Genomic DNA, 23484 nt, shown 5'->3' on the forward strand with positions numbered 1-23484 from the left:
CGGCAGCTTTCACGGTGACGGGCGCGCCGGCGCATTCCCCAGGCCGCAGGACATGGCGAGCTGGGCCAGTTCTATATCGTTGCTCACCTGCAGCTTGCGCTTGATCTGGTAGTGCAGGTTCTGCACGGTCTTGGTACTCAAATGCAGCGCCTGGGCGATGCGTTCCACGCTGTGCAGGTCCACCATCAGCAGCAACACGTCGAATTCGCGCGGCGTCAGTTCTTCGAGTGGCGAGCGTCCACCGCATACGCTGGCAAGGGCCAGCGCCTGCGCGATATCCGGGCTCAACACCTGGCGCCCGCCCATCACGTCACCGATGGCGCGCAGCAGCACGTCGGGCGTGCTGTTCTTGGTGACGTAGCCCCAGGCTCCCGAGCGCAGCGCCGCGAGCGCGAAGTCCGGCGATACATGCATGCTGAACACCAGTACGCGCGCCGAAGGTTCTATCAGCAGCACGCGCCGGATGGCATCCAGGCCGCTGGCGCCCGGCATGGTGATGTCGGTGATAAACAAGTCGGGACGGTGCTCGCGATACAGGCGATAGGCTTCGTCCGCATGATCGGCTTCGGCGACCACGCTGACTTTTCCGTGGCGTTCCAGCAGATGCCGGTAGCCGGCACGGACCACCGCGTGATCGTCCGCCAGCAGGACGCGCCAGGGTTGCGGGGTTCCGGGGCCGCTCATGCCGGGTTCCCGGCGGGCAGGCGGGCGCAGACGTCGAATCGTGACGCCGTCGCCTGGATCTCCAGGCAACCGCCGAGCGAGCGCAGGCGTTCTTCCAGCAGCTGCAGGCCCATGCCGCTGCCACGGCTGACGATTCGGTCGCCAGGGACATCGTTGCTGACACGGGCTTCCACGCCACGGGGACCGCAGTGCAGCGCGATCTCGGCGCGCTGGCTGTCGCCCGCATGGCGCGCGATGTTGCTCAGGCATTCCTGCATCACCCGGTACAGGCAAAGCGCCTGTTCGCCGCCAATGCCCGCCAGATCATGGCCGGCAGTGGCCAAGTGCAGCTGCGGACGTCCGCGCAGACGCGCGCGCCAGCCGGTGCCGAGATCGTTGAGCGCCGAGACCAGTCCCTGCTGTTCGAACAGCGGCGGCCGGACGCGCAGCAGCAGGCTGCGCAGGGCCACCTGGGTCTGCTCCACCGTCTGATCGATTTCTTCCAGATCGTTTTCGTCCATGGCCTCGCCGTCGCCGATGCGCATGCGCAGCAGCGCGACCGCCACCGCGGTAGCGGCGACGGACTGGCCGACTTCCTCGTGCAGTGCGTGGGTCAGTTCGCGGCGCTCGTCCTCCTGGATGCGGATCAGTTTGGAGGTGAGCTGGTCGCGCAGGTCCGAGGCCTGCTTCAACCGCAGTGCCAGCTGCCGTACGCCGTCGGAAATGTCGCGGAACTCGCGAACCTGATAGCGCGGCAGCTGCTCCGGCACGGGCACGCCGCTACCGGCGAGGCGATCCAGTGCCGCGACGATCTGGCGGGTCGGGCTCAGCGCGTGGCCGATCATCCAGAACACCAGCGCGTCCAATGCGATGATGGTGAGTGCTGCTAGGCCGGAGAGTTTGCGCACGGTGTTCCACTCGGCGTCGAACAGGCGCTGCGGGTCTGGCGTGAAGCGTGCGGTGCCGGCGGTCTGGCCCCAAAGCCGTACCGGCCGTTCGAGCGTGGGCGCGACCGGGATCAGCCCGGCAAGCCAGCGCGGCAGGCGGTGATGTGCGCGGGTGGCCGGCTCGGTTTCGCAGCCATGTTCGTCTTTGCGCCCGTTCATCGCGACATAGCGGATGCACAAGGGCTCCGGCATGGCGGCGGCGATGCGCGAAAGCTCCGGGGAACGCTCGCCGGCCGCCGCCGCGGTCATCTGCCAGGCCAGATCGAGCTCCATGTGCTGTGCCAGTCGGTCCGCGCGCTGCTCGAGTTCGCTGCGGGTGCGGCTGGCGGCACTGGCGATCACGGCGAGGCTGACCGCGGCCCAGCACAGCAGCCCGAGCAACGTCATGCGTATCAGTAGATGCCACTTCAGGCTCATGTCTGCTTCCTCTTCTGCAGCGATCCCGCTCGCCCGGCGCCATTGTTTCATGTGATGTCGCGTCTGCCGCGACATCGGTTTCACGCGGGCAAATTGCCCGGCATGCGGGAGTCAGTTTTCGGTAGCGGCCTTCGGGCGGCGATCACTATCGTGCCGACACCAAGACAAGACGGAGGAGCGGGCGATGACATTCGTTTCAGGAGGAAGGCACGGCCGGTTGCGGGCAGTTTGGCTGGCAGTTTGGCTGGCGGTCGCTGCGGGTTCGGCGCAGGCGGCGGTGCCCTTGAGCAAGACCACGGTCGAGGCATTCGATACCCAGTTCAGGCAGGCCGTCGCGCCGCTGGCGGGCAAATCCGTACGTGATGCGAAAGTGCTGCAACTGAGCGCCGACGTCGACGGCTGGCTCGACACCGGAATGGCCCTCGACGCGGGCGACCGCGTCACGATCGTCGTCGGCGGCACGGTATGGCTGTCGCGTGCCTACCAGCTCGGCCTGGATCAGCCGCTGGTGGCCTGGGCGCGTATCGGTGCGCGGGGACCGGTTTTCCACGGAACGCGCCATACCGATACGTTCACCGCCGATCGTGGTGGCACACTGCAACTCAAGACTTTCCCGACGCGCTGGCTGAGCCGCGACGGACGTTACCTGCCGCAGCCCCAGCCCTTCAACGCCGATGGCGGCGGAACCGTCAGCGTGGGGCTGATCCGCTGGACACGGCAGGCCGATCCGGTGCAGGCACTGGCCACGCTGGATGCGGCTTCGGCGCCCTGGGTGCAGGCCGAGCGGGAACGCCTGGCGCATCCGCCCACCGTGCCGGCGGGCTGGTCCTACCTGTGGGAGCTGGGTCCGGCGGAAATCTTCCACGAGCGTTCGGCCAACGGTGACGGCGGCCCGCGCAGACGCATGGACGTACACACGCAAGCGGACGTCGCCATCCTTCAGCGTCCCACGGACCAGGCGCTGACGGACGATCTCAAGCTGTCCTGGCGCTGGAAGGTCGACATGCTGCCCGGGCTTGCCGCGGAAGACACGGCCGCCACGCACGACTACCTGAGCATCGCGGTGGAGTTCGACAACGGTCGCGATCTCACCTATCTGTGGAGCCGTAAATTGCCGGCGGGAACCCACTTCGCCTGTCCGCTCGAGGCCTGGGCGGATCGCGAGACCCACATCGTGGCGCGCAGCGGCGAAGCCGAACTCGGCCGCTGGCTCAGTGAGGAACGCTCGCTGCTGAAGGACTATGCCAAGGCCGTCGGCGGTCCTCCGCCCAAGCGTGTGGTTCGCGTCTGGCTCATCGCCAACAGCGTGTTCGGCCGTGGAGAGGGCAAGGCGGAATTCGGCGACATTCGCCTGGCCACGCCCAGTCACACGGCGACGGTATGGTGAGGTCCGGGCGCAGCCTGGCTATCGGGCGACTTTAGCCGTCGTCGAACGGGCGGCAGCATCCTGAAGGGTGTTGCCGCAGTCTCGCGCTTCGGGGTTTCGTTCTAGGGGATTACGCGAACCGCATTGACGAAGCGCTTCTCCCACCACGGATCGCCGACGCTCGCGACGATCACGGTGCGTCCGGTTGCCGGTGCATGCACCGCCTCGCCGTTGCCGAGATAAATGGCGACGTGATCGACGTTTCCGCCGCTGCGGCCGAATCGGTAGAACAACAGATCGCCCGGCTGGGCCTGGCTGATCTTGATGGTCCTGCCGGCGTCGTGCTGCTCGCGCGTCGAACGCGGCAGGCTCACGCCGGCCTGCGCGTAGACGTAGCGCGTGAGCCCGCTGCAGTCGAAGCCGTCCGGCGTGGTTCCTCCGTAGCGATACGGCCGGCCGATCTGTCCCGTGGCTTCGAACACGATGGTCTGACGCGTGTCGCTGATCTGCGCCGGAATGTCGCCGCCGCCGAAACCCGCGCAGCCCGCCAGCAGCATCGCCAGTGCGATGCCGAGCCAGATGCGTCCGGTCTTCAACATCAAACCGGCGGGGCGGTGAGCTGCATCGACGGACGCTGGGCGAAGTTCGCGTACCAGGCAGCGAGCGCGTCGCGGCCGGTTCTCCACTCGATGTAGGGCAGGCGGAAGTCGAGATAGCCCAGCGCGACGCCGATACTCACTTCGACCAGGCTCGGCGCCTCGACCTCGAAGCTCGAAGTCTGCTGTTCGAGCAAATCCAGGGCGCGGCTGATCAGCGCGGCCTGGCGATCGAGCGAGGCCATGTAGACGATGCTTTCGGGCCGGCGTTTTTCCATCACCGTGGCGACGCTCGCATCGATGATGCCGTCGGCCGTGACCTGGCAGCGCAGTGCCGCCCAGCGCTTGCTTCCACGCGGCAGGCCGGTGAGCCCGCGGCCGCGCGTGAGCAGGTATTCGGCGATCAGCGCCGAATCGGGGAGCACCTCGTTGCGCTCGGTGACGAGCACCGGAATCTTCGACAAGGGATTGACGGCCAGCAGTTCCTCGGGCGAGGAGTGCGGATCGACGTGGATTTCCTCGATCAGATCGGAGAGCCCAAGCTCTGCTGCGATGACCCGGACCTTGCGCACATACGGCGACGTCGGGCTGCAATAGAGCTTCATCTTCATGCGGTAAGTCCGTAGGGCGAAAGCAGAAGGCTGACCGGCGCACGCGTTTTTGACAAGCCTCCTTTCGGTCGTAGCGCGGACGGTCGAGTTCCGCCGCGCGCCGTCCCTCAAATGAAAAAGCCCCGGGAGTGCCGGGGCTTCGGGTGCGGCGTGACGGCTACTTGACGTCGAGCTTGTCGAGGTAGCGCTCGGCATCGAGCGCGGCCTGGCAGCCCGTGCCGGCACTCGTGATGGCCTGGCGGTAGATGTGGTCCATGACGTCGCCGGCCGCGAACACGCCCGGAACGCTCGTCGCGGTCGCATCGCCTTCGGACCCGCTGTGGACCTTGATGTAGCCGCCGTTCATGGTCAGCTGGCCTTCGAAGATGCCGGTGTTCGGCGAATGCCCGATGGCAATGAACACGCCGCTCAGCGCGATGTCGCGCGTTTCGTTGTTCTGCACGTTGCGCACGCGCATGCCGGTCACGCCCGAGCTGTCACCGAGCACTTCGTCGAGCGTCGAATTCCAGATGATCTCGACCTTGCCCTCCTCGACGCGCTTGTTGAGCTTGTCGTGCAGGATCTTCTCGCCCTTGAACTTGTCGCGGCGATGCACGACGGTGACCTTCCTGGCGATGTTGGCGAGGTAGAGCGCCTCTTCGACCGCGGTGTTGCCGCCGCCGATCACGGCGACTTCCTGGTTCTTGTAGAAGAAGCCGTCGCAGGTCGCGCAGGCGCTCACGCCCTTGCCGCGGAATTCCTGCTCCGATGGAATGCCGAGGTACTTGGCGCTCGCGCCGGTGGCGATGATCAGCGCATCGGCCGTGTACTCGCCGGCGTCGCCGCGCAGCTTCAGCGGCTTGCTCTTGAGGTCGACCTCGTGGATGTGGTCATAGATGAATTGCGTGTCGAAGCGCTCGGCATGCTTCTGCATGCGCGCCATCAGGTCCGGGCCGAGCAGGCCTTCGACGTCGCCGGGCCAGTTGTCGACCTCGGTGGTGGTCATCAGCTGGCCGCCCTGTTCGAGACCCGTGATCAGCGCCGGCTTGAGGTTGGCGCGAGCGGCGTAGACGGCCGCCGTATAACCGGCCGGGCCGGAGCCGAGAATGATCAGGCGATGATGCTTGCTCATCTTCTTCTGCCTTTGTTTGTTCGATTGTTGAGGTTGCGGAATATGGGGGCTTCGAGCGCGGACGCAATGGTCGCGTCGGGTGCAAATACGGTTACTGTTGCGAACGGACGGTCGTCGCCGCCGGGTCGGCCCGCATTCTAGCGCTGCCGACTCGGGGCGAAGGTTTCGGCGACCGCGAACGCTCACTGGTTCTTCGGAAAAACAAGCATAGGGATTGGCCATGAATCTGTTGCGCAAGACTTCCTCGCTCGCCGCCGTCGCCGGCGTCGTTTTCGGCCTGGCGTTCTCGTGGAGCGAGACCGCCGCCACCGCGGCGGCGCAGCAGGCGCCCGGGGCCGAGCTCAGGCTGCCGCCCGGGTTTTCGATCGAGGTCTGGGTCGACGAGGTGCCGAACGCACGCACGCTCGCGCTCGGTGACAAGGGCACCCTGTTCGTCTCCTCCCGCGAGGCCGGCAAGCTCTACGCGCTGAGCGACACCGATGGCGACGGCCGCCCCGATCGCAGGATCGTGCTCGCCGAAGGGCTCAACCGGCCGACCGGCCTGGCGTTCCACGACGGCGATCTGTTCGTCGCCGAGATCGACAAGCTCTGGAAGCTGCCGGGCATCGAGTCCAAGCTCGATCACCCGCCCAAGCCCGTGACGATCCGCGCCGACCTGCCCGACAAGACGCATCACGGCTGGCGCTTCATCGACTTCGGGCCCGACGGCAAGCTCTATCTGGCGATCGGTGCGCCGTGCAACGTCTGCAAGCCCGAGGCGTTCACGGCCGGCGGCGACAAGCTCGAGTTCGCCTCGATCACGCGCATGGACTCCGATGGGCGAAATTGGGAAGTCGTGGCGCGCGGGGTGCGCAATTCGGTCGGCTTCGGCTGGCATCCCAAAACCAGGCAGCTCTGGTTCACCGAAAACGGTCGCGACATGCTCGGCGACGACACCCCGTTCTGCGAACTCAACAAGCTCAGCAAGACCGGTGAAGATTTCGGCTTCCCGTACTGCCACGCGGGCACGGTGTCCGACCCGGATTTCGGCAAGCAGGGCAGCTGCTCGTCCGCGACCGCGCCGGTGGCGCTGCTCGGTCCGCACGTCGCGCCGCTGGGCCTGGAGTTCTACACGGGCACGCAGTTTCCGGCCGAATACCGCGGCGATGTCTTCGTCGCCCTGCATGGCTCGTGGAATCGCAGCCGGAAGAACGGCTATCGCGTGCAGCGCGTGCACCTCGACGGCGATCGCGTCGTGGGCCAGGAGCCCTTCGTCGAAGGCTGGTTGCAGAACCAGAACGGAAACGAGTCCGTCAGCGGCCGCCCGGCCGACGTGCTGCAGGCGCCCGACGGCTCGCTGCTGATCTCCGACGACCTCGGTGGCCGCATCTGGCGCGTGCGCTACACGGGCAAGTGAAGCAGGCTGCGATTGCGCGCGTGCCGGGTCGGAAAAGATTGATTTGAAAGGAGCGGCGCGCGACTCGATAATACGCGCCCTCATTTTCCGCCCCGGGTAATCACCCAGAGCGTAGCCAGTTCACCCACCACCCACCTAAAGCCGTGAAAACCAACTTCCCACGCATTCAGCGTCTGCCGCCCTATGTCTTCAATATCGTTGGAGAACTGAAGGCCGCAGCCCGAGCTCGTGGCGAGGACATCATCGATTTCTCGATGGGTAATCCGGACCAGCCGACGCCCAAGCACATCGTCGACAAGCTGGTGGAAGCTTCGGTGCGCGGCACCGACAGCGACTACGTGCGTCCCGAGCTCATCGACGAAGACGGCACGCACACGCATCGCTATTCGCTGTCCAAGGGCGTTCCGCGCCTGCGCCGGGCGATGGCCCGCTGGTACAAGACGCGTTACGACGTCGATCTGAACCCGGATTCCGAGGTCATCGCGACGATCGGCTCCAAGGAGGGCCTCGCGCACCTGGCCTTCGCCACGCTCGCCCAGGGTGACGTCGTGCTGGTGCCGAATCCGGCCTATCCGATCCACCCGTACGGCGTCGTGCTCGCGGGTGCCGACGTCCGCCACGTGCGCTTCACGCCCGAAGTCGATTTCTTCGAAGAACTCGAGCGCGCGGTCAAGGAAACCTGGCCGGCGCCGAAGATGCTGATCCTGAATTTCCCGGGCAATCCGACCGCCCAGTGCGTGGATCTCTCGTTCTTCGAGAAGGCCGTGGCGTTCTGCCGCGAGCACGAGATCTGGCTCGTGCACGACCTCGCGTATGCCGACATCGTGTTCGACGGCTACAAGGCGCCGTCGGTGATGCAGGTGCCGGGTGCCAAGGACGTGGCGGTGGAATTCTTCACGCTGTCCAAGAGCTACAACATGCCGGGCTGGCGCGTCGGCTTCATGGTCGGCAATCCCACGCTCGTCAACGCGCTCGCGCGCATCAAGAGCTACCTCGACTACGGCATGTTCACGCCGATCCAGGTCGCCGCGATCGCCGCGCTCGAAGGCCCGCAGGACTGCGTGGCCGAGATCTGCGAGATGTACCGCAAGCGCCGCGACGTGCTTTGCGATGCACTCAACGCGGCCGGCTGGCAGGTCGAGCGTCCGAAGGCGACGATGTTCGTCTGGGCCAAGATTCCGGAAGCCTTCCGCCATCTCGGCTCGATCGAGTTCTCCAAGCTGTTGCTGAGCGAAGCCAAGGTCGCCGTTTCGCCGGGCATCGGCTTCGGTGAATACGGCGACGATCACGTGCGCTTCGCGCTGATCGAGAACGAGCACCGCACGCGCCAGGCCGTGCGCGGCATACGCAAGCTGTTGCAGAAGGGCGCGCCCAAGGATTCATTGAATCCGGCGCCGGCCGTAGAACCCGTCGTGGAGAAAACGTCGTGAGTGTTGCACCGCTGCGTGTCGGTCTGCTGGGGCTGGGCACGGTCGGGCAGGGCGTCATTCGCGTCCTGCAGCGCAACGCCGACGAAATCACGCGACGCGTCGGCCGCCCGGTCGTCGTCACGCACGCCTCGGCCCGCGACACGAGCAAGGCGCGCGAAGTCTCGCTCGAAGGCATCACGATCGTTTCCGATCCAATGGACATCGCGGCCAAGGCCGATGTCGACGTCGTCGTCGAACTGATCGGCGGCACCACCTACGCGCGCGAACTCGTGCTCGCCGCGATCGCGCGCGGCAAGCCTGTGGTGACCGCCAACAAGGCGCTGCTCGCGCTCGAAGGCAACGCGGTGTTCAGCGCTGCGCGCGAGAAGGGCGTGCTGGTCGGTTTCGAAGCCGCAGTGGCCGGCGGCATTCCGGTCATCAAGGCGATACGCGAGGGCCTGGCGGGGAACCGCATCGAAGCGCTCGCCGGCATCATCAACGGCACCTGCAACTACATCCTCACGCAGATGACCGAGAAAGGTCAGGCCTTCGCCGATGCGCTCGCCGATGCGCAGCGCCTCGGCTACGCCGAAGCCGATCCGACTTTCGACGTCGAAGGCGTCGACGCGGCGCACAAGCTGACGATCCTCGCGAGCATCGCCTTCGGCATGCCGCTGAACTTCGATGCGGTGGCGGTCGAGGGCATCACCAAGGTCACGCCGCAGGACATCAAGATCGCGCAGGCGCTGGGCTATCGCATCAAGCATCTGGGCATCGCCAAGCGCACCGACAACGGTGCGGAGCTGCGCGTGCACGCGACGCTGATTCCCGAAGACAAGCTCATCGCCAAGGTCGACGGCGTGCTCAACACCGTGCTGCTGCAGGGCGACGCGGTCGGCCAGATGGGTCTGTACGGCCGTGGCGCCGGCGGCGATGCGACCGCCTCGGCCGTGGTCGCCGATCTCGTCGACGTGGCGCGCTCGATCGGCGCCGAATCCAGGCATCACGTCCCGGCGCTGGCCTTCCAGCCCGAGGCCGTGCGTGCGCTGCCGGTGCTGCCGCTCTCCCAGGTGGCGAGCGCGCATTACCTGCGCATCAACGTCGCCGACGAGCCCGGCGTGCTCAAGGCCATCACCGCCATCCTCGCCGAGCTCGGCATCAGCATCGAAGCGATCCTGCAGAAGGAGCCGCGCGGTGGCGAGGACGCGACGGTGGCCGTGATCACCTCGGTGATTCCGGAATCGCGCTTCAACGAGGCCGTCACGCGCGTGCGCGGTCTGCCGTTCGTGCGCGAGGACATTTCGCGTTTTCGCGTCGAGCATTTTTGAACTTCCTGTTCAAGCCGAGGCCATCCCTGGCCTCGTTTTTCAAAACAAGCAGTCTGCTAGTAGAACTTCCATGACCCGCACCATCACCCGCTACAGCGGCCTCGTCGAACACTACCGTGCCCGTCTTCCGCTGACCGCCGATACGCGCGCGATCAGCCTCGCCGAAGGCCGTACGCCGCTGATCAAGCTCGAAAACCTCGCCAGGGAGATCGGCTTCGAGGGCGAGCTCTACGTGAAGTTCGAGGGCCTCAATCCGACCGGATCGTTCAAGGACCGCGGCATGACCGTGGCGGTGACGCAGGCCGTGCACGAAGGCGCCCGCGCGATCATCTGCGCCTCCACCGGCAACACCTCGGCCGCCGCCGCGGCCTACGCGGCGCGCGCCGGCATCACCGCGTTCGTGCTGATTCCGGAGGGCAAGATCGCGCTCGGCAAGCTCGCCCAGGCGGTCGTCCACGGGGCGGTGGTCGTGCAGATTCGCGGCAACTTCGACGACGGCATGCGCCTGGTCAAGGAAGTGGCCGAAACCTCGCCGGTGGCCATCGTCAATTCGATCAACCCGTTCCGCCTGCAGGGCCAGAAGACGGCCGCCTTCGAGATCGTCGAAGCGCTCGGCCGCGCTCCGGACTACCACTGCATCCCGGTCGGCAACGCCGGCAACATCTCGGCGCACTGGATCGGCTATTCCGAAGTCTCGGGCTTCGAGACCGCGGCCAACGTGCTGACCGCCGAGCTGCGCGGCTACGACCGCAGCAAGCTCACCGACAATCGCCCGAAGATGGTCGGCTACCAGGCCGCGGGCAGTGCGCCGTTTTTGCGCGGCGGCCCGGTGCGCGATCCTGAGACCGTGGCGACCGCGATCCGCATCGGCGATCCGCAGTCCTGGGACCTGGCCTGGGCGGTGCAGAAGGAATCGGGCGGCTGGTTCGACGAATGCGTCGATGCCGACATCCTCGCGGTCCAGCGTCGCCTGGCCGAACTCGACGGCGTGTTCTGCGAGCCGGCGTCGGCGACCTCGCTGTGCGGCGCGATCCGCGACATCAAGGCCGGCAAGATCGCGCCGGGCTCAACCGTGGTCTGCACGCTGACCGGCAACGGCCTCAAGGACCCGGACATCATCGTCAAGGGTGGCCTGCAGGGCGTGGTCGAAGTGCCGGCCGAGCGCTCGGCCGTCGAAAAGGCCCTGCTCGCCCGCCTGGGCTGAACGGCCCCGCCGCTCTCATTCCACGGCCGCCGATCCTTCGACGGACTCGCTTCGATGTCGAATCGCACAGCCCCTTCGGCAGCCGCCGAAGGGCAGGGCCCGGGCGTTCCTGTCTACGCCCGCGTGAACCGGATTCGTGACGCTGACCTCGGTTTGAGTTCAACACAGTGTAAAATGCGTCTTCGCTGCAAGTCGGACGCATGATGATCTGGGTGGATTACGGCATCCTGGCGGTGTTGCTGGTATCGGTCATCGTCGGGCTGGTGCGTGGCTTCGCTCGCGAGGTCCTCGGGCTCGCGACCTGGGTTCTCGCGTTTTGGCTGGCCCTGCGCTTCGCCGCCCCGTTCGGGCACTGGCTCGAAGCCTTCATCAGCGTTCCGTCCGTTCGCAAGATCACCGCCTACGCGCTGCTGTTCCTCGGCGGCCTGCTCGCTGGCGGCATCGTCACCGCGCTGATCGTCCGCGTGATGCGCAGCAACGACGGCATCTCGTCGATCGATCGCACGCTCGGTGGCGGCTTCGGCCTGCTGCGCGGCGGGCTCATCGTCGGCGCCTTCATCCTGCTCGGCAGCGTGACTTCGCTCAAACAGGATCCCTGGTGGTCGCAATCGACGCTGATCCCGCGCTTCGCGTGGCTCGCCGACGGCTTGCGGACCCTGATTCCCGAGCGCTGGATTCTGCAGATTCAGTCCACAGATTCAGAACTGCCCGCCGGCTTGCCGGACGAGCAGCCCGACGGCTCGCGCGAGGGCGCGCCCGTCTCCGGTACGACATCCCTTTAGGTTCATCCCCGAGGTCATCATGTGCGGCATCGTCGGCATCTACGGCCACAACAGCGTCAATCAGGAACTCTACGACGCCCTGACCATGCTCCAGCATCGCGGTCAGGATGCGGCGGGCATCATCACCAACGAAGGCACGCGCCTGCACCTGCGCAAGGAAAACGGCCTCGTGCGCGATGTCTTCAACAAGGATGAGCACATGATGCGGCTGCGCGGACCGGTGGGCATCGGCCACGTGCGCTATCCGACCGCTGGCGCGAGCAGCTCGGCCGAGGCGCAGCCGTTCTATACCAACATGCCGTTCGGCATTTCACTGTCGCACAACGGCAACCTGACCAATGCCGAGGAGCTCAAGCAGGAGCTGTTCGCCGAAGATCGCCGCCACCTCAACACCGAATCCGATTCCGAAGTGCTGCTCAACGTGTTCGCGCACGAGCTGCTCGTGCAGAGCCGCATGAAGCTCACGGCCGAAGACATCTTCGCCGCCGTCTCGGGCGTGCATCGCCGCTGCCGCGGCGCGTACGCGGTGGTCGCGATGATCAGCAACTACGGGCTCGTGGGATTTCGCGATCCGTTCGGCATCCGCCCGGTCTGCTACGGCTCGCGCGATACGCCGAATGGCAAGGAATACATGATCGCCTCCGAGTCGGTCGCGCTCGATGCGCTCGGCTACGAATTCCTCGACGACATCGCTCCGGGCGAAGCGATCTACATCGACATGGAAGGCAAGCTGCATCGCCGCCAGTGCTCGCACAACCCGATCTATTCGCCGTGCATCTTCGAGTACGTCTACCTCGCGCGCCCGGACTCGGTGATCGACGACATCTACGTCTACAAGGCGCGCCTGCGCATGGGCATCAAGCTCGCCGAGAAAATCCTGCGCGAGTGGCCCGAGCACGACATCGACGTGGTGATTCCGATCCCGGACACCTCGCGCGTGGCCGGCGCCGAGCTTGCCGCGCGCCTGGGCGTGAACTATCGCGAAGGCTTCATCAAGAACCGCTACATCGGTCGCACCTTCATCATGCCGGGCCAGGCCCAGCGCAAGAAAGGCGTGCGCCAGAAACTCAATCCGGTCGACGTCGAATTCCGCGGCAAGAACGTGCTGCTCGTCGACGACTCGATCGTGCGCGGCACGACCTCGCAGGAGATCATCCAGATGGCGCGCGACGCGGGCGCCAAAAAAGTCTATTTCGCCTCGGCTTCGCCGCCGGTGCGCTATCCGAACGTCTACGGCATCGACATGCCGACCGCGAGCGAACTCGTCGCGCACGGCCGCACCGTGCCGGAGCTCGAAAAGCTGCTCGGGGCCGATCGGCTGATCTTCCAGGATCTCAACGACCTCGTCGAAGCGGTGCGCCACAAGCATTCGCAGATCGAGCGCTTCGACTGCTCGGTGTTCACGGGCGAATACATCACCCAGGACATCAGCGCCGAATACCTGTCTCAGCTCGAGCTGTTCCGCTCCGATGCGGCCAAGCTCAAGCGCTCGCGCGGTCCGCAGTCGGTCATCGAGCTGCAGAACGCGGGCGTTGGTTGAGGCCTATGCACGCTTGACCCCACGTAAACGCGAGTCCTAGACTCGCGCCGCGCCGATTTGAACCCTGCTTGCGGGCGCAGCGATCGAAGTTCGAAAGAGCTTCTTCGCAAATAAATTCGGCTAAACGGACAGCAGGCCCGTTTTGCTTTTTGAGCAGCGGGCACCGTGGTGCCCATGCGAAGAGAACCGCCATGAGCATCGACGATCAAGACCCCTTCGATTCCGCCGATCCCAGTGAAAGCTGGGGTTTCGGCACGCTCGGCATTCGCCACGCGGAGCTGCGTGGCCCCGAACGCGAACACTCGCCGGCGATCTATCCGACGTCGAGCTATATCTACGGCAGCGCGGCCGAAGCGGCGGCGACCTTCCTGGGTCAGCGCGAAGGCAACGTCTACAGCCGGTTCACCAATCCGACCGTGCAGGCCTTCGAAAAGCGGCTCGCGCGCATGGAAGGCGGCGAGGCCTGCGTCGCCACCGCGAGCGGCATGGCGGCCATCCTCACGCTCGTGCTGACCACGCTCAAAGCGGGCGATCACCTGCTCGTATCGAAAGGCCTGTTCGGCTCGACGATCAATCTGTTCAACAACTACATCGCCAAGTTCGGCATCGAGATCGGCTACGCGACGCTCAGCGATCTCGAATCCTGGCGCGCGGGTTTCAAGCCGAACACCAGGCTCGTCTTCGTCGAAACGCCATCGAATCCGCTGACCGAGCTCGTCGATATCGAAGCGCTCGCCGAGCTCACGCACGAGCACGGCGCTGCGCTGGCGGTCGACAACTGCTTCCTGACGCCGGTGTTCCAGCAGCCGCTCAAGCTCGGCGCCGATTACGTCGTGCATTCGGCGACCAAGTTCATCGATGGGCAAGGGCGTTGTCTCGGCGGCGCGATCGTGGGCGATGCGCAACGCGTGGGCAAGGACGTGTACGGCTTCATGCGCACGGCCGGACCCTGCCTTTCGCCTTTCAACGCCTGGGTTTTCCTCAAGGGACTCGAAACCCTGTCGGTGCGCATGAAGGCGCACGAAGAGAGCGCGTGCCGGCTCGCGCAGTGGCTCGTCGAACAGCCGCTCGTCGCTCGCGTGCTGCATCCTTCGCTCGCCTCGCATCCGCAGCACGACCTCGCCAGGCGCCAGCAGAAGGGCTTCGGTTCGATCGTTTCGTTCGAAGTCAGAGGTGGGCGCGAAGCGGCCTGGAGTGTCATCGATGCGACGCGGTTGTGCTCCATCACGGGCAATCTCGGCGATACGCGAACCACGATCACGCATCCGGCGACCACTACGCACGGGCGCATCAGTGAACAGCAGCGCGCAGAAGCGGGGATTACCGAAGGTTTGATCCGCATCTCAGTAGGTCTCGAAGACATCGAAGACCTCATTACCGATCTGCGACAGGCGTTTTCGCGCGTCAAAGGCTTTTAAGGCAAGTCTGGTCGCTCTTGCATGAGGGTTTGGGCTTCGGATATCGCGCGCAGGCGATCCGCCGTTGCCCTTAGAGCGTATGCGAAACATTGAAAAGCTTGCGCTGAAGCGGCCGGATGCGTTATCCAGTGCGTGTTTTTTAGCGCAAGCCAGCACTCCCGTGTAAGCTTGCGCACCGCTACGCGGTTCCCCCCAAGAATTTGATACCCCGCTCTAATAAGGAGATTTCAATGGCCAGCACCAAGCAAGGCGACGGCAAAGCCACCAAAAAGGCTGCTCCCCGTGGTGGCATTTCGCAGACCGTGACGCCGAGCTCCCAGCTCGCCGAGGTCGTCGGCTCCGCTCCGATCACCCGCGCTGACCTGACCAAGAAGGTTTGGGAATACATCAAGAAGCACAACCTGCAGGACGCCACCAACCGTCGCGCGATCAACGCCGACGCCAAGCTCAAGCCGATCTTCGGCGGCAAGGACCAGGTGACGATGTTCGAGATGACCAAGCTGGTGAACCAGCACGTCTCCAAGTAAGCAGCGGTGTTCTCGAAGCGGGCCGCAAGGCCCGCTTTTTTGTTGCCCGACACATCGCTGATACATCAGCTGACACCTCAGCCGATGTATCGCGCGAGTCCCGATTCGTCCGCGGCGTGACCGACCGATGAAAGATGTTTCATCCATCGAAGCCATACGGCTGGCGCTGATCGAGTGCGAGCCCGCGGTCAAATGCGCGATGGTCGCCGCGATCGGTGAACTCGATGCGGACATCGCGCATCAGCCGCGTCCGCAAGCCTGGCAGCCCGGCCGTCCGCAAAGCCTGCAACTGGTTTCGCCGCGCGACGTGCCCGTGCGTGGGCTCGGCAGCGATGCCGGGCGCGCGGCCCTGCTGCATGCGGTCGCGCATATCGAGTTCAACGCCATCAATCTCGCGCTTGACGCCTGCCTGCGTTTCGCCGGCATGCCGGCGCCGTATTACGAGGACTGGCTCAGCGTCGCGAAAGACGAGGCGCGTCACTTCACGATGCTCGCCGAGCGGCTCGCGATGTTCGGTCATCGCTATGGCGACATTCCCGCGCACAACGGGCTGTGGGAAGCGGCCGAGAAAACCGCGCACGACGTGCTCGCGCGCATGGCGCTGGTGCCGCGCGTGCTCGAAGCGCGCGGGCTCGACGTGACGCCGGGCATGATCAATCGGCTCAACGAAATGCGCGATGCGCAGACCGTCGCGATCCTGCGCGTGATCCTCGACGAGGAAGTACGCCACGTCGCTATCGGCACGCACTGGTTTCGCTGGCTTTGCGAGCAGCGTTCGCTCGAGCCCGATGCGACCTTCCGCAGGCTGCTCGCCGAATCCGACACGCGAATCCGCCCGCCCTTGAACTGGCCGGCACGACAGGCAGCGGGCTTCAGCCGTGGCGAATTGCCGCCCGAGCTGCTTGCGGGGCTCTGAGGCCTCTCAGCTCGCTGCGAGTTCGACGCGCTTGCAGCCTTCGCGCGTGACTTCGAGATATTCGCGGCTGTGCTCGCGCCAATCGGCGAGCACGATGCGCTCGCATGCGCGACCGTCGACGAGCTCGCGATGCACGTCAGGCCGGTGCGTATGCCCGTGGATGATGCGATCGACACCATGGTGCCGGAAGCTTTCGCTGACGGCCGCGTCATTGACGTCCATGATCGCCATGTTCTTGCGCGTCTTGGCGCTCCTGCTCTCGCGGCGCAGGCGATCGGCGATCGCACGCTTGACGCGTCCCGGAATGCGCAGGAACAGCCACTGCACGAAGCCGTTGCGCGAGAAGCGGCGCCAGCGCTGATAGCCGACATCGTCGGTGCAGAGCAGATCGCCGTGCGTGAGCAGCGTTCGACGGCCTTCGATCTCGACCACGATCGGATCGCTCAGCAAGCTCACGCCAGAGGCCTCGGCGAAGCGCTCGCCGACGAGAAAGTCGCGATTGCCGTGCTGGAAGAACACGCGCACGCCCGATTGCGCGAGCGCGCGCAGCGCCGCGACCTCGTCGCCGTACTGCGCAAGGCCGTCTTCGTCGCCGATCCAGGCTTCGAAGACATCGCCGAGCAGGTACACGGCCTCGGCCTCGCGCGCCGGGCCTTGCAGAAACCGCAGAAAGTCCCGCCGCAGCGTCGACGTGCCTGCCGGCAGATGCAGATCCGACAGCAGCAGCGTCGTCACGACGGCGGGACTTCCGGCAGCTGGTGCTTAAGCGAGCTTGGCCGACTTGATGACGACCGGCGTCACCGGCACGTCGCGGCCGAACGGACGGATCGCGCCCGTGGGCGTCTCGGCGATCTTGTCGACCACGTCGAGGCCTTCGGTGACGTTGCCGAACACCGCGTAGCCCCAGCCGTCCTGGCCCGGGTAGTCGAGGAAATCGTTGTCGCCGTGGTTGATGAAGAACTGCGAGCTCGCCGAATGCGGATCGCTCGTGCGCGCCATCGCGATGCTGCCGCGCTTGTTCTTGAGACCGTTCTTGGCTTCGTTCTCGATCGGCGCCTTGGTGCGCTTCTGCGCGTACTGCTCGTCGTAGCCGCCGCCCTGGATCATGAAGCCGCGGATCACGCGGTGGAACACCAGGCCGTCGAAGTGGCCGCTGTTCACGTAGTCGACGAAGTTGGCGACGGTCTTCGGCGCCTTCCCGGCGTCGAGTTCGAGCGTGATGTTGCCGAGCGAGGTTTCGAGAAGAACCTTCACGGGCTGGGTCGAATCGGTCATGGTTGTCTGCTCTCTTCTGGAGGGGTATTGGGGGCGGGGCTCAGCAGCACCGCCTTGTTGATGATGACGGGCGTTTTCGGCACGTCGCGGGGAAACTTGCCGCTGCTGCCGGTCGGCACCGAGGCGATCTTCTCGACCACGTCGAGGCCTTCGCTCACCTGGCCGAACACGGCGTAGCCCCAGCCATCGAAGCTCGGATAATCGAGCTCGACGTTGTGCTGAAGGTTGATGAAGAACTCGCTGTTGGCCGAGTTCGGATCGGCTGCGCGCGCCATCGCGATCGTGCCGGGCAGATTCTGCAGGCCGTTCTTCGATTCGTTCGAGATCGACGGCCGCACGGGTTTGCGCTTGAGTTTGGCGTCGAAGCCGCCGCCCTGGATCAGGAAGCCCGGAATCACGCGGTGGAACACCATGCCGCTGTAATAACCGCGCTTCACGTAATCGAGAAAATTCGCGACCGACTTCGGCGCCTTGTCGGCGTCGAGCGTCAGCACGATGTCGCCCATCGAAGTTTCGAGCTTCACGCGCGGCGCATCGACAGCCAGGGCGCTCGTCGATGCGAGCAAGCTCAGCGACACGAACAGCTTCAGTCCGCGAAGCACGCAGCGCATCAGGCCGCCACCGCATCGCGCTGCGGGCGCGCGAGCGCAACCGCCGCCTGAAGCACGCGCAGATCCGCGCCGGGCTTGTGCGCCTGTTCGGACAAGTGGCGACGAAACGCGCGTCCGCCGCTCTGTCCGCGATACAGCCCGAGAATGTGGCGCGTGATGCGATTGAGCGTGGTGCCGCGATCGAGTTCGCGCTGTACGTAGGGCAGGTAGGCCTCGATGATCGCCTCGCGCGTCGGCGGTTCGACGTCGCCGACTTCGAACAACTCGCGATCGAGCTCGGCGAGCGTGTAGGGATTCTCGTAGGCCTCGCGGCCGAGCATCACGCCATCGACGTACTGCAGATGCTCACGGCACTGGGCCAGCGTGCGGATACCGCCGTTGATCAGCACGGTCAACTGCGGAAATTCCTGCTTGAGCCGGTAGACGTGCTCGTAGGTCAGCGGCGGAATCTCGCGATTCTCGCGTGGCGACAAGCCCTGCAGCCAGGCCTTGCGCGCATGCACGATGAAGGTCGTGCAACCGGCCGCGGCGACGGTTTCGACGAAGCCGCGCATGAAGGCGTAATCCTCGCTGTCGTCGATGCCGACGCGATGCTTGACCGTCACCGGCAGGCGCGTGGCCGAGCGCATCGCGCGCACGCAAGCGGCGACACGATCGGCCTCGCGCATCAGGCAGGCGCCGAAACGGCCTTCCTGAACGCGATCGGACGGGCAGCCGCAATTGAGATTGACCTCGTCGTACTGCCACTGCTCGGCGAGTTCGGCGCATCGCGCGAGCGCATCGGGCTCCGAGCCGCCGAGCTGCAGCGCGAGCGGGTGCTCGCCCGCGTCGAAGCGCAGATGGCGCTCGACATCGCCGTGCAGCAGCGCGCCGGTGGTGACCATTTCGGTGTAGAGCAGGGCGTGCGGGGCGAGCAGGCGGTGGAACGACCGGCAATGCGTGTCGGTCCAGTCCATCATCGGCGCCACCGAGAGCCGGTGAGCCGGATGAGACGCCGACCCCTGCGGATTTTGCTGCTGCGAATGCACCGTCGCCGGTCCTGCCTGAACGAGAAGGGCGTGATTTTATGGGCTTTTGCGTTCGCCCGCCCCCGGGAGCGAAAATGCCGGCCCCTTTCAATGGTTCTCCCATGCGGCTGCTCGTCGTCGAGGATGATCGGCCGATCGCCCCGAGCGGCGAGTGCAAGGGCCTTCGAATCCCTTTCGACCGCCTTACGAAAAGCTCTCAGCGGCGCCGTAGCGGCCGGATTTACAATGACTTGCTCAAAGCTCAGGGACCGGACCCATGGCCGACCGCGCGGTATACATCCATAGCAACGCCAAGCAGCTGATCGGCGCGCTGGTGGCCCAGCACTCCTTGCGCCGCAACAGCGCCGCACCTGGTCGCTTCGACGTCGAGATCATCATGGCCGAGGATTTCGAGTTCCTGCGCAGGCAGGAGGGCAAGACCTATCTGCGCGAAGGCAAGCGCGTCATCTGGACCAACGACGACCTGCAGTCGTTCACGCCGTTGCGCTTCGCGGTGCCGGCGCTGCGCGGCTACCAGGGCCGCGCGGTGCTCATGGACCCCGACATCTTCGCGGTGGGCGACATCAACGAGCTGCTCGACGCCGACATGGGCCAGGCCTCGCTGCTCGCGCGCCGCATGGCGGCCGACGGCCGGCGTCCGCTGCATTACGCCTCGAGCGTCATGCTGCTCGACTGCGCCCGGCTCAGGCACTGGGACGCCGAGGCCGATTTCCAGAAGACTTTCGACGGCACGGTCGACTATCGCGACTGGATGTGGCTGCTCACGCAGCCCGCGGGCTCGATCGGAACCTTCGGCGACGAGTGGAACGACTTCGACCACCTGGACCAGAACACCAAGCTGCTGCACAACACGCACCGCCGCACGCAGCCGTGGAAGACCGGCCTGCGCGCCGATTTCACCTCGCGCGGCACCACCTTCGGCAAGCGCCTCGGCATCAAGGCGCGCAAGGCGCTCGCCGCGATCACGGGCGGCAGCCCGACCGGCTATTACTCGGCGCACCCGGACCCGGCGCAGGAGCGCTTCTTCTTCGGCCTGCTCGGCGAATGCCTGGACAACGGCAGCATCAGCCCCGCGCTGCTCGAAGCCGAGATCAAGCGCGAGCACGTGCGTGCGGACGCGTTCGAGCTCGTGCGCAAGGCCGGGCGAAGGCCGGCTCCCCAGGCGGAGGCTGCTTGAGCGGTGCCAGTGCGCGCCCGGTCTGGGTGCTGCTCGGCCGCCGCGCCGGCGACAACAATCAGGTGATCGCCGCGGCGCAGGCCCTGGGCCTGCCGTTCGAGACGATTTCGCTCAAGTTCAAGGGGCCCGCGCTGCCGAACGTGCTGCTCGGGGCCAGCCTGCATTCGCTGGCGAATCCGCAGGCGATTCCGGCCGGATCGCCGCGCCTCGTGCTGAGCATCGGCCGGCGTTCTCCCGCGGTCGCGCGCTGGATTCGTGCACGCTCGGGCGGCGCCACCAAGCTCGTGCATTTCGGCCGGCCGTGGGGAAGGGCGCAGTGGTTCGACCTCGTCGTCACCACCGCGCAATACGGGCTCGAACCGGCGCCGAACGTCATCTGCAACGCGCTGCCGTTTTTGCGGAAGCGCGAAAGCAGCGAGCTGCCCGCCGCGTTGCGCGAGCGACTCGAGGCCTTGCCGCGGCCGTGGACGGTGCTGCTCGCGGGCGGCAACAGCCGGCCGTACCGCTTCGGGACGGAGGTCGCGCGCGCGCTGGCCGACCGCGCCAACGAACTCGCGCAGGCCGCGGGCGGCAGCCTGCTGTTCCTGCGCAGCCCGCGGACTCCCGAGCCCTGCGCGCAGCTGATCGCCGGGCGCCTGCGCGGCCCGCATTACGTCTACGAGCCGCAGCGCGACGAAAACCCCTATCTCGCGCTGCTCGATCGGGCCGATCGCTTCATCGTCACGAGCGACAGCGCGCTGATGGTGGCCGAGGCCTTGTCGACCTCCAGGCCAGTGCAGGTGTTTCGGCTGCCGCGCGAGCCCGACTGGCGCTATCGCTTCGTCTCCGGATGGAGCGCGCTCGCCACGCACAGCGCGCTGCTGCGCGCGCCGCTGAAATGGCTGCAGCGCAACGGGCTCATCACCTCGACGCGCGAACTCGAAGGCTATTACCAGCGGCTCGACAGCGTGGGCGCGTTTTCGAAAGCCGGAGCGGCGGCGGCGGTCGCGCGCACCGAATGCGAGCGCACGATCGCGCGCATGCGCGGCCTGCTGGCTTAGCTGCCGGGAATCGTAAAAGCGGCGCCATTGTCGGGGCCATGTGCTTCTACGAATCCCGTCTCCGGGCCAGCGTCAGCTCGCCGCGAGCGTGAAGCCGAAGGTATTGATGCCACCCACGCTGCGAGCGAACACCGAGCCGCCGTGCATGGTGGCGATCGCGCGCACGATCGCCAGGCCCAGGCCGTGGTTGTCGCGGCTGCCGCTGCGCGCGCTGTCGAGCCGGTAGAAGCGGTCGAACAGCCGCGCCAGGTGATCGTCGGCGATGCGCGGGCCGGAATTGTGCACGGCCACGCGCACGCCGCTCGCCTCGCTCGCGATCTCGGCGACGATCTCCGAGCTGCGCTCCGAGTGCTGCACCGCGTTGATCAGCAGGTTCGTCATCGCCCGGCCGAGCAGGGCGGTCTCGACCGCGATGGTCGCGTCGCCGTCGATGCGCACCTGCACGCCGGCATCGTCGAGCACGAAGTCGAGATACTCGACGGTCTTGGCGATCTCCTGCGCGAGCGAGACCTGGACGCGATCGCGCGCGCGCTGGCCCTGGTCGGCGCGCGCGAGGAACAGCATGTCGTTGACGATCGCGCGCAGGCGCTCGAGCTCCTCGAGGTTCGATTGCAGGGTTTCCTCGAGCTCGCCGGCCCCGCGTTCGCGCGACAGCGCGACCTGGGTCTGGCCGATCAGATTCGTCAGCGGCGTGCGCAGCTCATGCGCCGCATCGGCGTTGAAGCCTTCGAGCTGCTGATAGGCCGATTCGAGACGGTCGAGCGCGCCGTTGAACGAGGCCGTGAGCTCGGACAGCTCGGGCGGCAGCCCGCCACTGTGCAGGCGCTGCGAGAGCTTGCTCGGGCTCAGGCTGCGCGCCTCGCGCGCGAGGTGTTCGAGCGGGCGCAGCGAGAAATGCGCGATCCAGTGGCCGAGCATCGCCACCAGCAGCATGCCGGCGATCGAAACGCCGATCAGCGCGTAGGTGAACGAGTTCATCGTCTCGATGTAGCGGCCCTTGTCGACCGCCGCGACGAAGCGCACCACCGTCTTGCCGTCGGTGAGCGTGAGTTTGCGCGTGAGGATGCTCAGCGGCGCTTCGTGGCCTTCGAGATGAATCTCGCCATAGCCTTCGTTTCGCGCCATTTCCATGAGCTCGGGCGTGGGCTTGCCGTAGCGAAAGCCCGGATCGTCGCCGAGCACCCAGTAGCGGGCGCTGCCGTTGTCGGGCGTCACCGCATCGAGCCGCGTCACCGCCAGATGCCAGCGCGCGGGCTCGCCGTTGCGCACGATGACCGGCGTGTAGAGATCCATGCGCCGCGTGAGCTCGGCGCGTTCGCTGCGGTCGAGCTCGCGCTGCAGCACGCCGTGCAGCACCACGCCGAACAGCACGAACACCAGAAAGCCGGTGGCCGCGAACATGATCGCGAGGCGGCGCGAGATCGACAGCCTCACGCGGAGTGCTCCTGCGGCTCGCGGACCTCGAGCACGTAGCCCATGCCGCGGATGGTGTGCAGCAGCTTCTGCTTGAACGGATCGTCGAGCTTGCCGCGCAGGCGGCGCACGGCCACTTCGACGACGTTCGCGTCGCTGTCGAAATTGACGTCCCAGACCAGCTCGGCGATCACGGTCTTGGACATGATCTCGCCCTGGCGGCGCGCGAGCGCGGCGAGCAGGGCGAATTCCTTTGCGGTCAGGTCGAGCCGCTGTCCCGCGCGCCAGGCCTTGCGCGCGAACAGGTCGATCTCGAGATCGCCGATGCGCAGCTGCGACACCGCGGCCTGGCGTCCGCGCCGCGTGAGCGCCTGCAGGCGCGCGATCAGCTCGAGGAACGAGAACGGCTTGACGAGGTAGTCGTCGGCGCCGGCCTGCAGGCCGAGCACGCGGTCGTCGATGCGGTCGCGCGCGGTCAGCATGATCACGGGCGTCTGCTTGCGCAGGCGCAGCTCGCGCAGCACCGACAGGCCGTCGAGGCCCGGCAGCATGACGTCGAGCACGATCACGTCGTAATCGATCTCGATCGCCAGATGCCGGCCGCTGATGCCGTCGGTGGCGAGATCGACCGAGTAACCCTGCTCGCTCAGGCCGCGCTGCAGATAGGCGGAAGTCTTGGGCTCGTCTTCGACGATCAGGATCTTCATAC

23 protein-coding genes are annotated in these 23484 nt (G+C 66.1%); 12 read left to right on the plus strand and 11 right to left on the minus strand.

Translation table 11 applies throughout. From position 1 onward, the window contains the following. Window positions 1-9: 9 nt before the first annotated feature. Together AC3WUM_RS14340 and AC3WUM_RS14345 are read right to left on the minus strand one after the other, a co-directional pair. Window positions 10-684 carry a response regulator gene (locus tag AC3WUM_RS14340; RefSeq protein WP_007187407.1) on the minus strand — a complete coding sequence of 225 codons (675 nt, stop codon included), beginning with the start codon at window positions 682-684 and terminating at the stop codon, window positions 10-12. Continuing rightward, a complete protein-coding gene (locus AC3WUM_RS14345) occupies window positions 681-2078 on the minus strand; it encodes a sensor histidine kinase (RefSeq protein ID WP_492411015.1) in 1398 nt (465 codons plus the stop codon). Before AC3WUM_RS14345 ends, AC3WUM_RS14340 begins: the two co-directional genes overlap by 4 nt. 133 nt (window positions 2079-2211) lie before the next feature. On the opposite strand from AC3WUM_RS14345, the gene AC3WUM_RS14350 reads away from it, so the two are divergent. Beyond that, complete coding sequence (locus tag AC3WUM_RS14350) at window positions 2212-3414, plus strand: DUF3047 domain-containing protein (protein WP_492411016.1); 1203 nt, start codon at window positions 2212-2214, stop codon at window positions 3412-3414. A gap of 101 nt (window positions 3415-3515) precedes the next feature. Here AC3WUM_RS14350 and AC3WUM_RS14355 read toward each other — a convergent pair whose 3' ends face one another. The 3 genes from AC3WUM_RS14355 to trxB form a co-directional block, all read right to left on the minus strand. Then, window positions 3516-3992, minus strand: a complete 477-nt coding sequence (locus AC3WUM_RS14355; protein ID WP_492411017.1) for a C40 family peptidase — start codon at window positions 3990-3992, stop codon at window positions 3516-3518. Beyond that, window positions 3992-4600 (minus strand): glutathione S-transferase family protein, encoded by a 609-nt coding sequence (locus AC3WUM_RS14360; protein WP_492411018.1) that lies wholly within the window; start codon window positions 4598-4600, stop codon window positions 3992-3994. The genes AC3WUM_RS14355 and AC3WUM_RS14360 overlap by 1 nt, the downstream gene beginning before the upstream one ends. 157 nt (window positions 4601-4757) lie before the next feature. After that, entirely contained in the window at window positions 4758-5711 is a 954-nt protein-coding gene (gene trxB / locus AC3WUM_RS14365) for a thioredoxin-disulfide reductase (RefSeq protein ID WP_492411019.1), read from the minus strand. A 220-nt stretch (window positions 5712-5931) separates the two neighbouring features. Here trxB and AC3WUM_RS14370 point away from each other — a divergent pair, with 220 nt between their 5' ends. From AC3WUM_RS14370 to AC3WUM_RS14410, 9 genes are all read left to right on the plus strand, one after another. Continuing rightward, window positions 5932-7107 (plus strand): PQQ-dependent sugar dehydrogenase, encoded by a 1176-nt coding sequence (locus AC3WUM_RS14370; RefSeq protein WP_492411020.1) that lies wholly within the window; start codon window positions 5932-5934, stop codon window positions 7105-7107. 143 nt (window positions 7108-7250) lie between these two features. Beyond that, window positions 7251-8537 (plus strand): alanine transaminase, encoded by a 1287-nt coding sequence (alaC, locus tag AC3WUM_RS14375; RefSeq protein ID WP_492411021.1) that lies wholly within the window; start codon window positions 7251-7253, stop codon window positions 8535-8537. Next, window positions 8534-9844, plus strand: a complete 1311-nt coding sequence (locus AC3WUM_RS14380) for a homoserine dehydrogenase (protein ID WP_492411022.1) — start codon at window positions 8534-8536, stop codon at window positions 9842-9844. The genes alaC and AC3WUM_RS14380 overlap by 4 nt, the downstream gene beginning before the upstream one ends. Before the next feature lie 70 nt (window positions 9845-9914). Next, window positions 9915-11048 (plus strand): threonine synthase, encoded by a 1134-nt coding sequence (thrC, locus tag AC3WUM_RS14385; RefSeq protein WP_492411023.1) that lies wholly within the window; start codon window positions 9915-9917, stop codon window positions 11046-11048. Between the two features lie 200 nt (window positions 11049-11248). Further along, a complete protein-coding gene (locus tag AC3WUM_RS14390) occupies window positions 11249-11830 on the plus strand; it encodes a CvpA family protein (RefSeq protein ID WP_492411024.1) in 582 nt (193 codons plus the stop codon). Between the two features lie 19 nt (window positions 11831-11849). Next, entirely contained in the window at window positions 11850-13370 is a 1521-nt protein-coding gene (gene purF / locus AC3WUM_RS14395) for an amidophosphoribosyltransferase (RefSeq protein ID WP_492411025.1), read from the plus strand. A gap of 197 nt (window positions 13371-13567) precedes the next feature. Further along, the gene (locus tag AC3WUM_RS14400; protein ID WP_492411095.1) at window positions 13568-14788 is read left to right on the plus strand and encodes an O-succinylhomoserine sulfhydrylase; all 1221 of its coding nucleotides are present in this window, start codon (window positions 13568-13570) and stop codon (window positions 14786-14788) included. Between the two features lie 230 nt (window positions 14789-15018). Beyond that, window positions 15019-15315 (plus strand): SWIB/MDM2 domain-containing protein, encoded by a 297-nt coding sequence (locus AC3WUM_RS14405; protein ID WP_492411026.1) that lies wholly within the window; start codon window positions 15019-15021, stop codon window positions 15313-15315. Between the two features lie 127 nt (window positions 15316-15442). After that, window positions 15443-16231, plus strand: coding sequence for a ferritin-like domain-containing protein (locus AC3WUM_RS14410; RefSeq protein ID WP_492411027.1), 789 nt, complete (start codon window positions 15443-15445; stop codon window positions 16229-16231). 6 nt (window positions 16232-16237) lie between these two features. Here AC3WUM_RS14410 and AC3WUM_RS14415 read toward each other — a convergent pair whose 3' ends face one another. From AC3WUM_RS14415 to dusA, 4 genes are read right to left on the minus strand one after another with little or no spacing between them, the layout of a single operon-like run. After that, the gene (locus tag AC3WUM_RS14415; protein WP_492411028.1) at window positions 16238-16966 is read right to left on the minus strand and encodes a UDP-2,3-diacylglucosamine diphosphatase; all 729 of its coding nucleotides are present in this window, start codon (window positions 16964-16966) and stop codon (window positions 16238-16240) included. A 27-nt stretch (window positions 16967-16993) separates the two neighbouring features. Continuing rightward, window positions 16994-17506: a peptidylprolyl isomerase gene (locus AC3WUM_RS14420; RefSeq protein ID WP_492411029.1), complete on the minus strand. Its 513-nt coding sequence runs from the start codon at window positions 17504-17506 to the stop codon at window positions 16994-16996. After that, window positions 17503-18117 (minus strand): peptidylprolyl isomerase, encoded by a 615-nt coding sequence (locus AC3WUM_RS14425; RefSeq protein WP_492411030.1) that lies wholly within the window; start codon window positions 18115-18117, stop codon window positions 17503-17505. Before AC3WUM_RS14425 ends, AC3WUM_RS14420 begins: the two co-directional genes overlap by 4 nt. Then, the gene (gene dusA, locus AC3WUM_RS14430; RefSeq protein WP_492411031.1) at window positions 18117-19145 is read right to left on the minus strand and encodes a tRNA dihydrouridine(20/20a) synthase DusA; all 1029 of its coding nucleotides are present in this window, start codon (window positions 19143-19145) and stop codon (window positions 18117-18119) included. Before dusA ends, AC3WUM_RS14425 begins: the two co-directional genes overlap by 1 nt. 256 nt (window positions 19146-19401) lie before the next feature. Here dusA and AC3WUM_RS14435 point away from each other — a divergent pair, with 256 nt between their 5' ends. Beyond that, the gene (locus tag AC3WUM_RS14435; RefSeq protein ID WP_492411032.1) at window positions 19402-20322 is read left to right on the plus strand and encodes a hypothetical protein; all 921 of its coding nucleotides are present in this window, start codon (window positions 19402-19404) and stop codon (window positions 20320-20322) included. Beyond that, the gene (locus tag AC3WUM_RS14440) at window positions 20319-21362 is read left to right on the plus strand and encodes an ELM1/GtrOC1 family putative glycosyltransferase (protein WP_492411033.1); all 1044 of its coding nucleotides are present in this window, start codon (window positions 20319-20321) and stop codon (window positions 21360-21362) included. The genes AC3WUM_RS14435 and AC3WUM_RS14440 overlap by 4 nt, the downstream gene beginning before the upstream one ends. 72 nt (window positions 21363-21434) lie before the next feature. Here AC3WUM_RS14440 and AC3WUM_RS14445 read toward each other — a convergent pair whose 3' ends face one another. After that, on the minus strand, window positions 21435-22796 hold the full coding sequence (locus AC3WUM_RS14445) for a heavy metal sensor histidine kinase (protein WP_492411034.1): 1362 nt from the start codon (window positions 22794-22796) through the stop codon (window positions 21435-21437). Beyond that, window positions 22793-23482, minus strand: a complete 690-nt coding sequence (locus AC3WUM_RS14450; RefSeq protein ID WP_492411035.1) for a heavy metal response regulator transcription factor — start codon at window positions 23480-23482, stop codon at window positions 22793-22795. The genes AC3WUM_RS14445 and AC3WUM_RS14450 overlap by 4 nt, the downstream gene beginning before the upstream one ends. Window positions 23483-23484: the final 2 nt, after the last annotated feature.

The organism is Hydrocarboniphaga sp. FW305-C-57 (assembly GCF_058783045.1).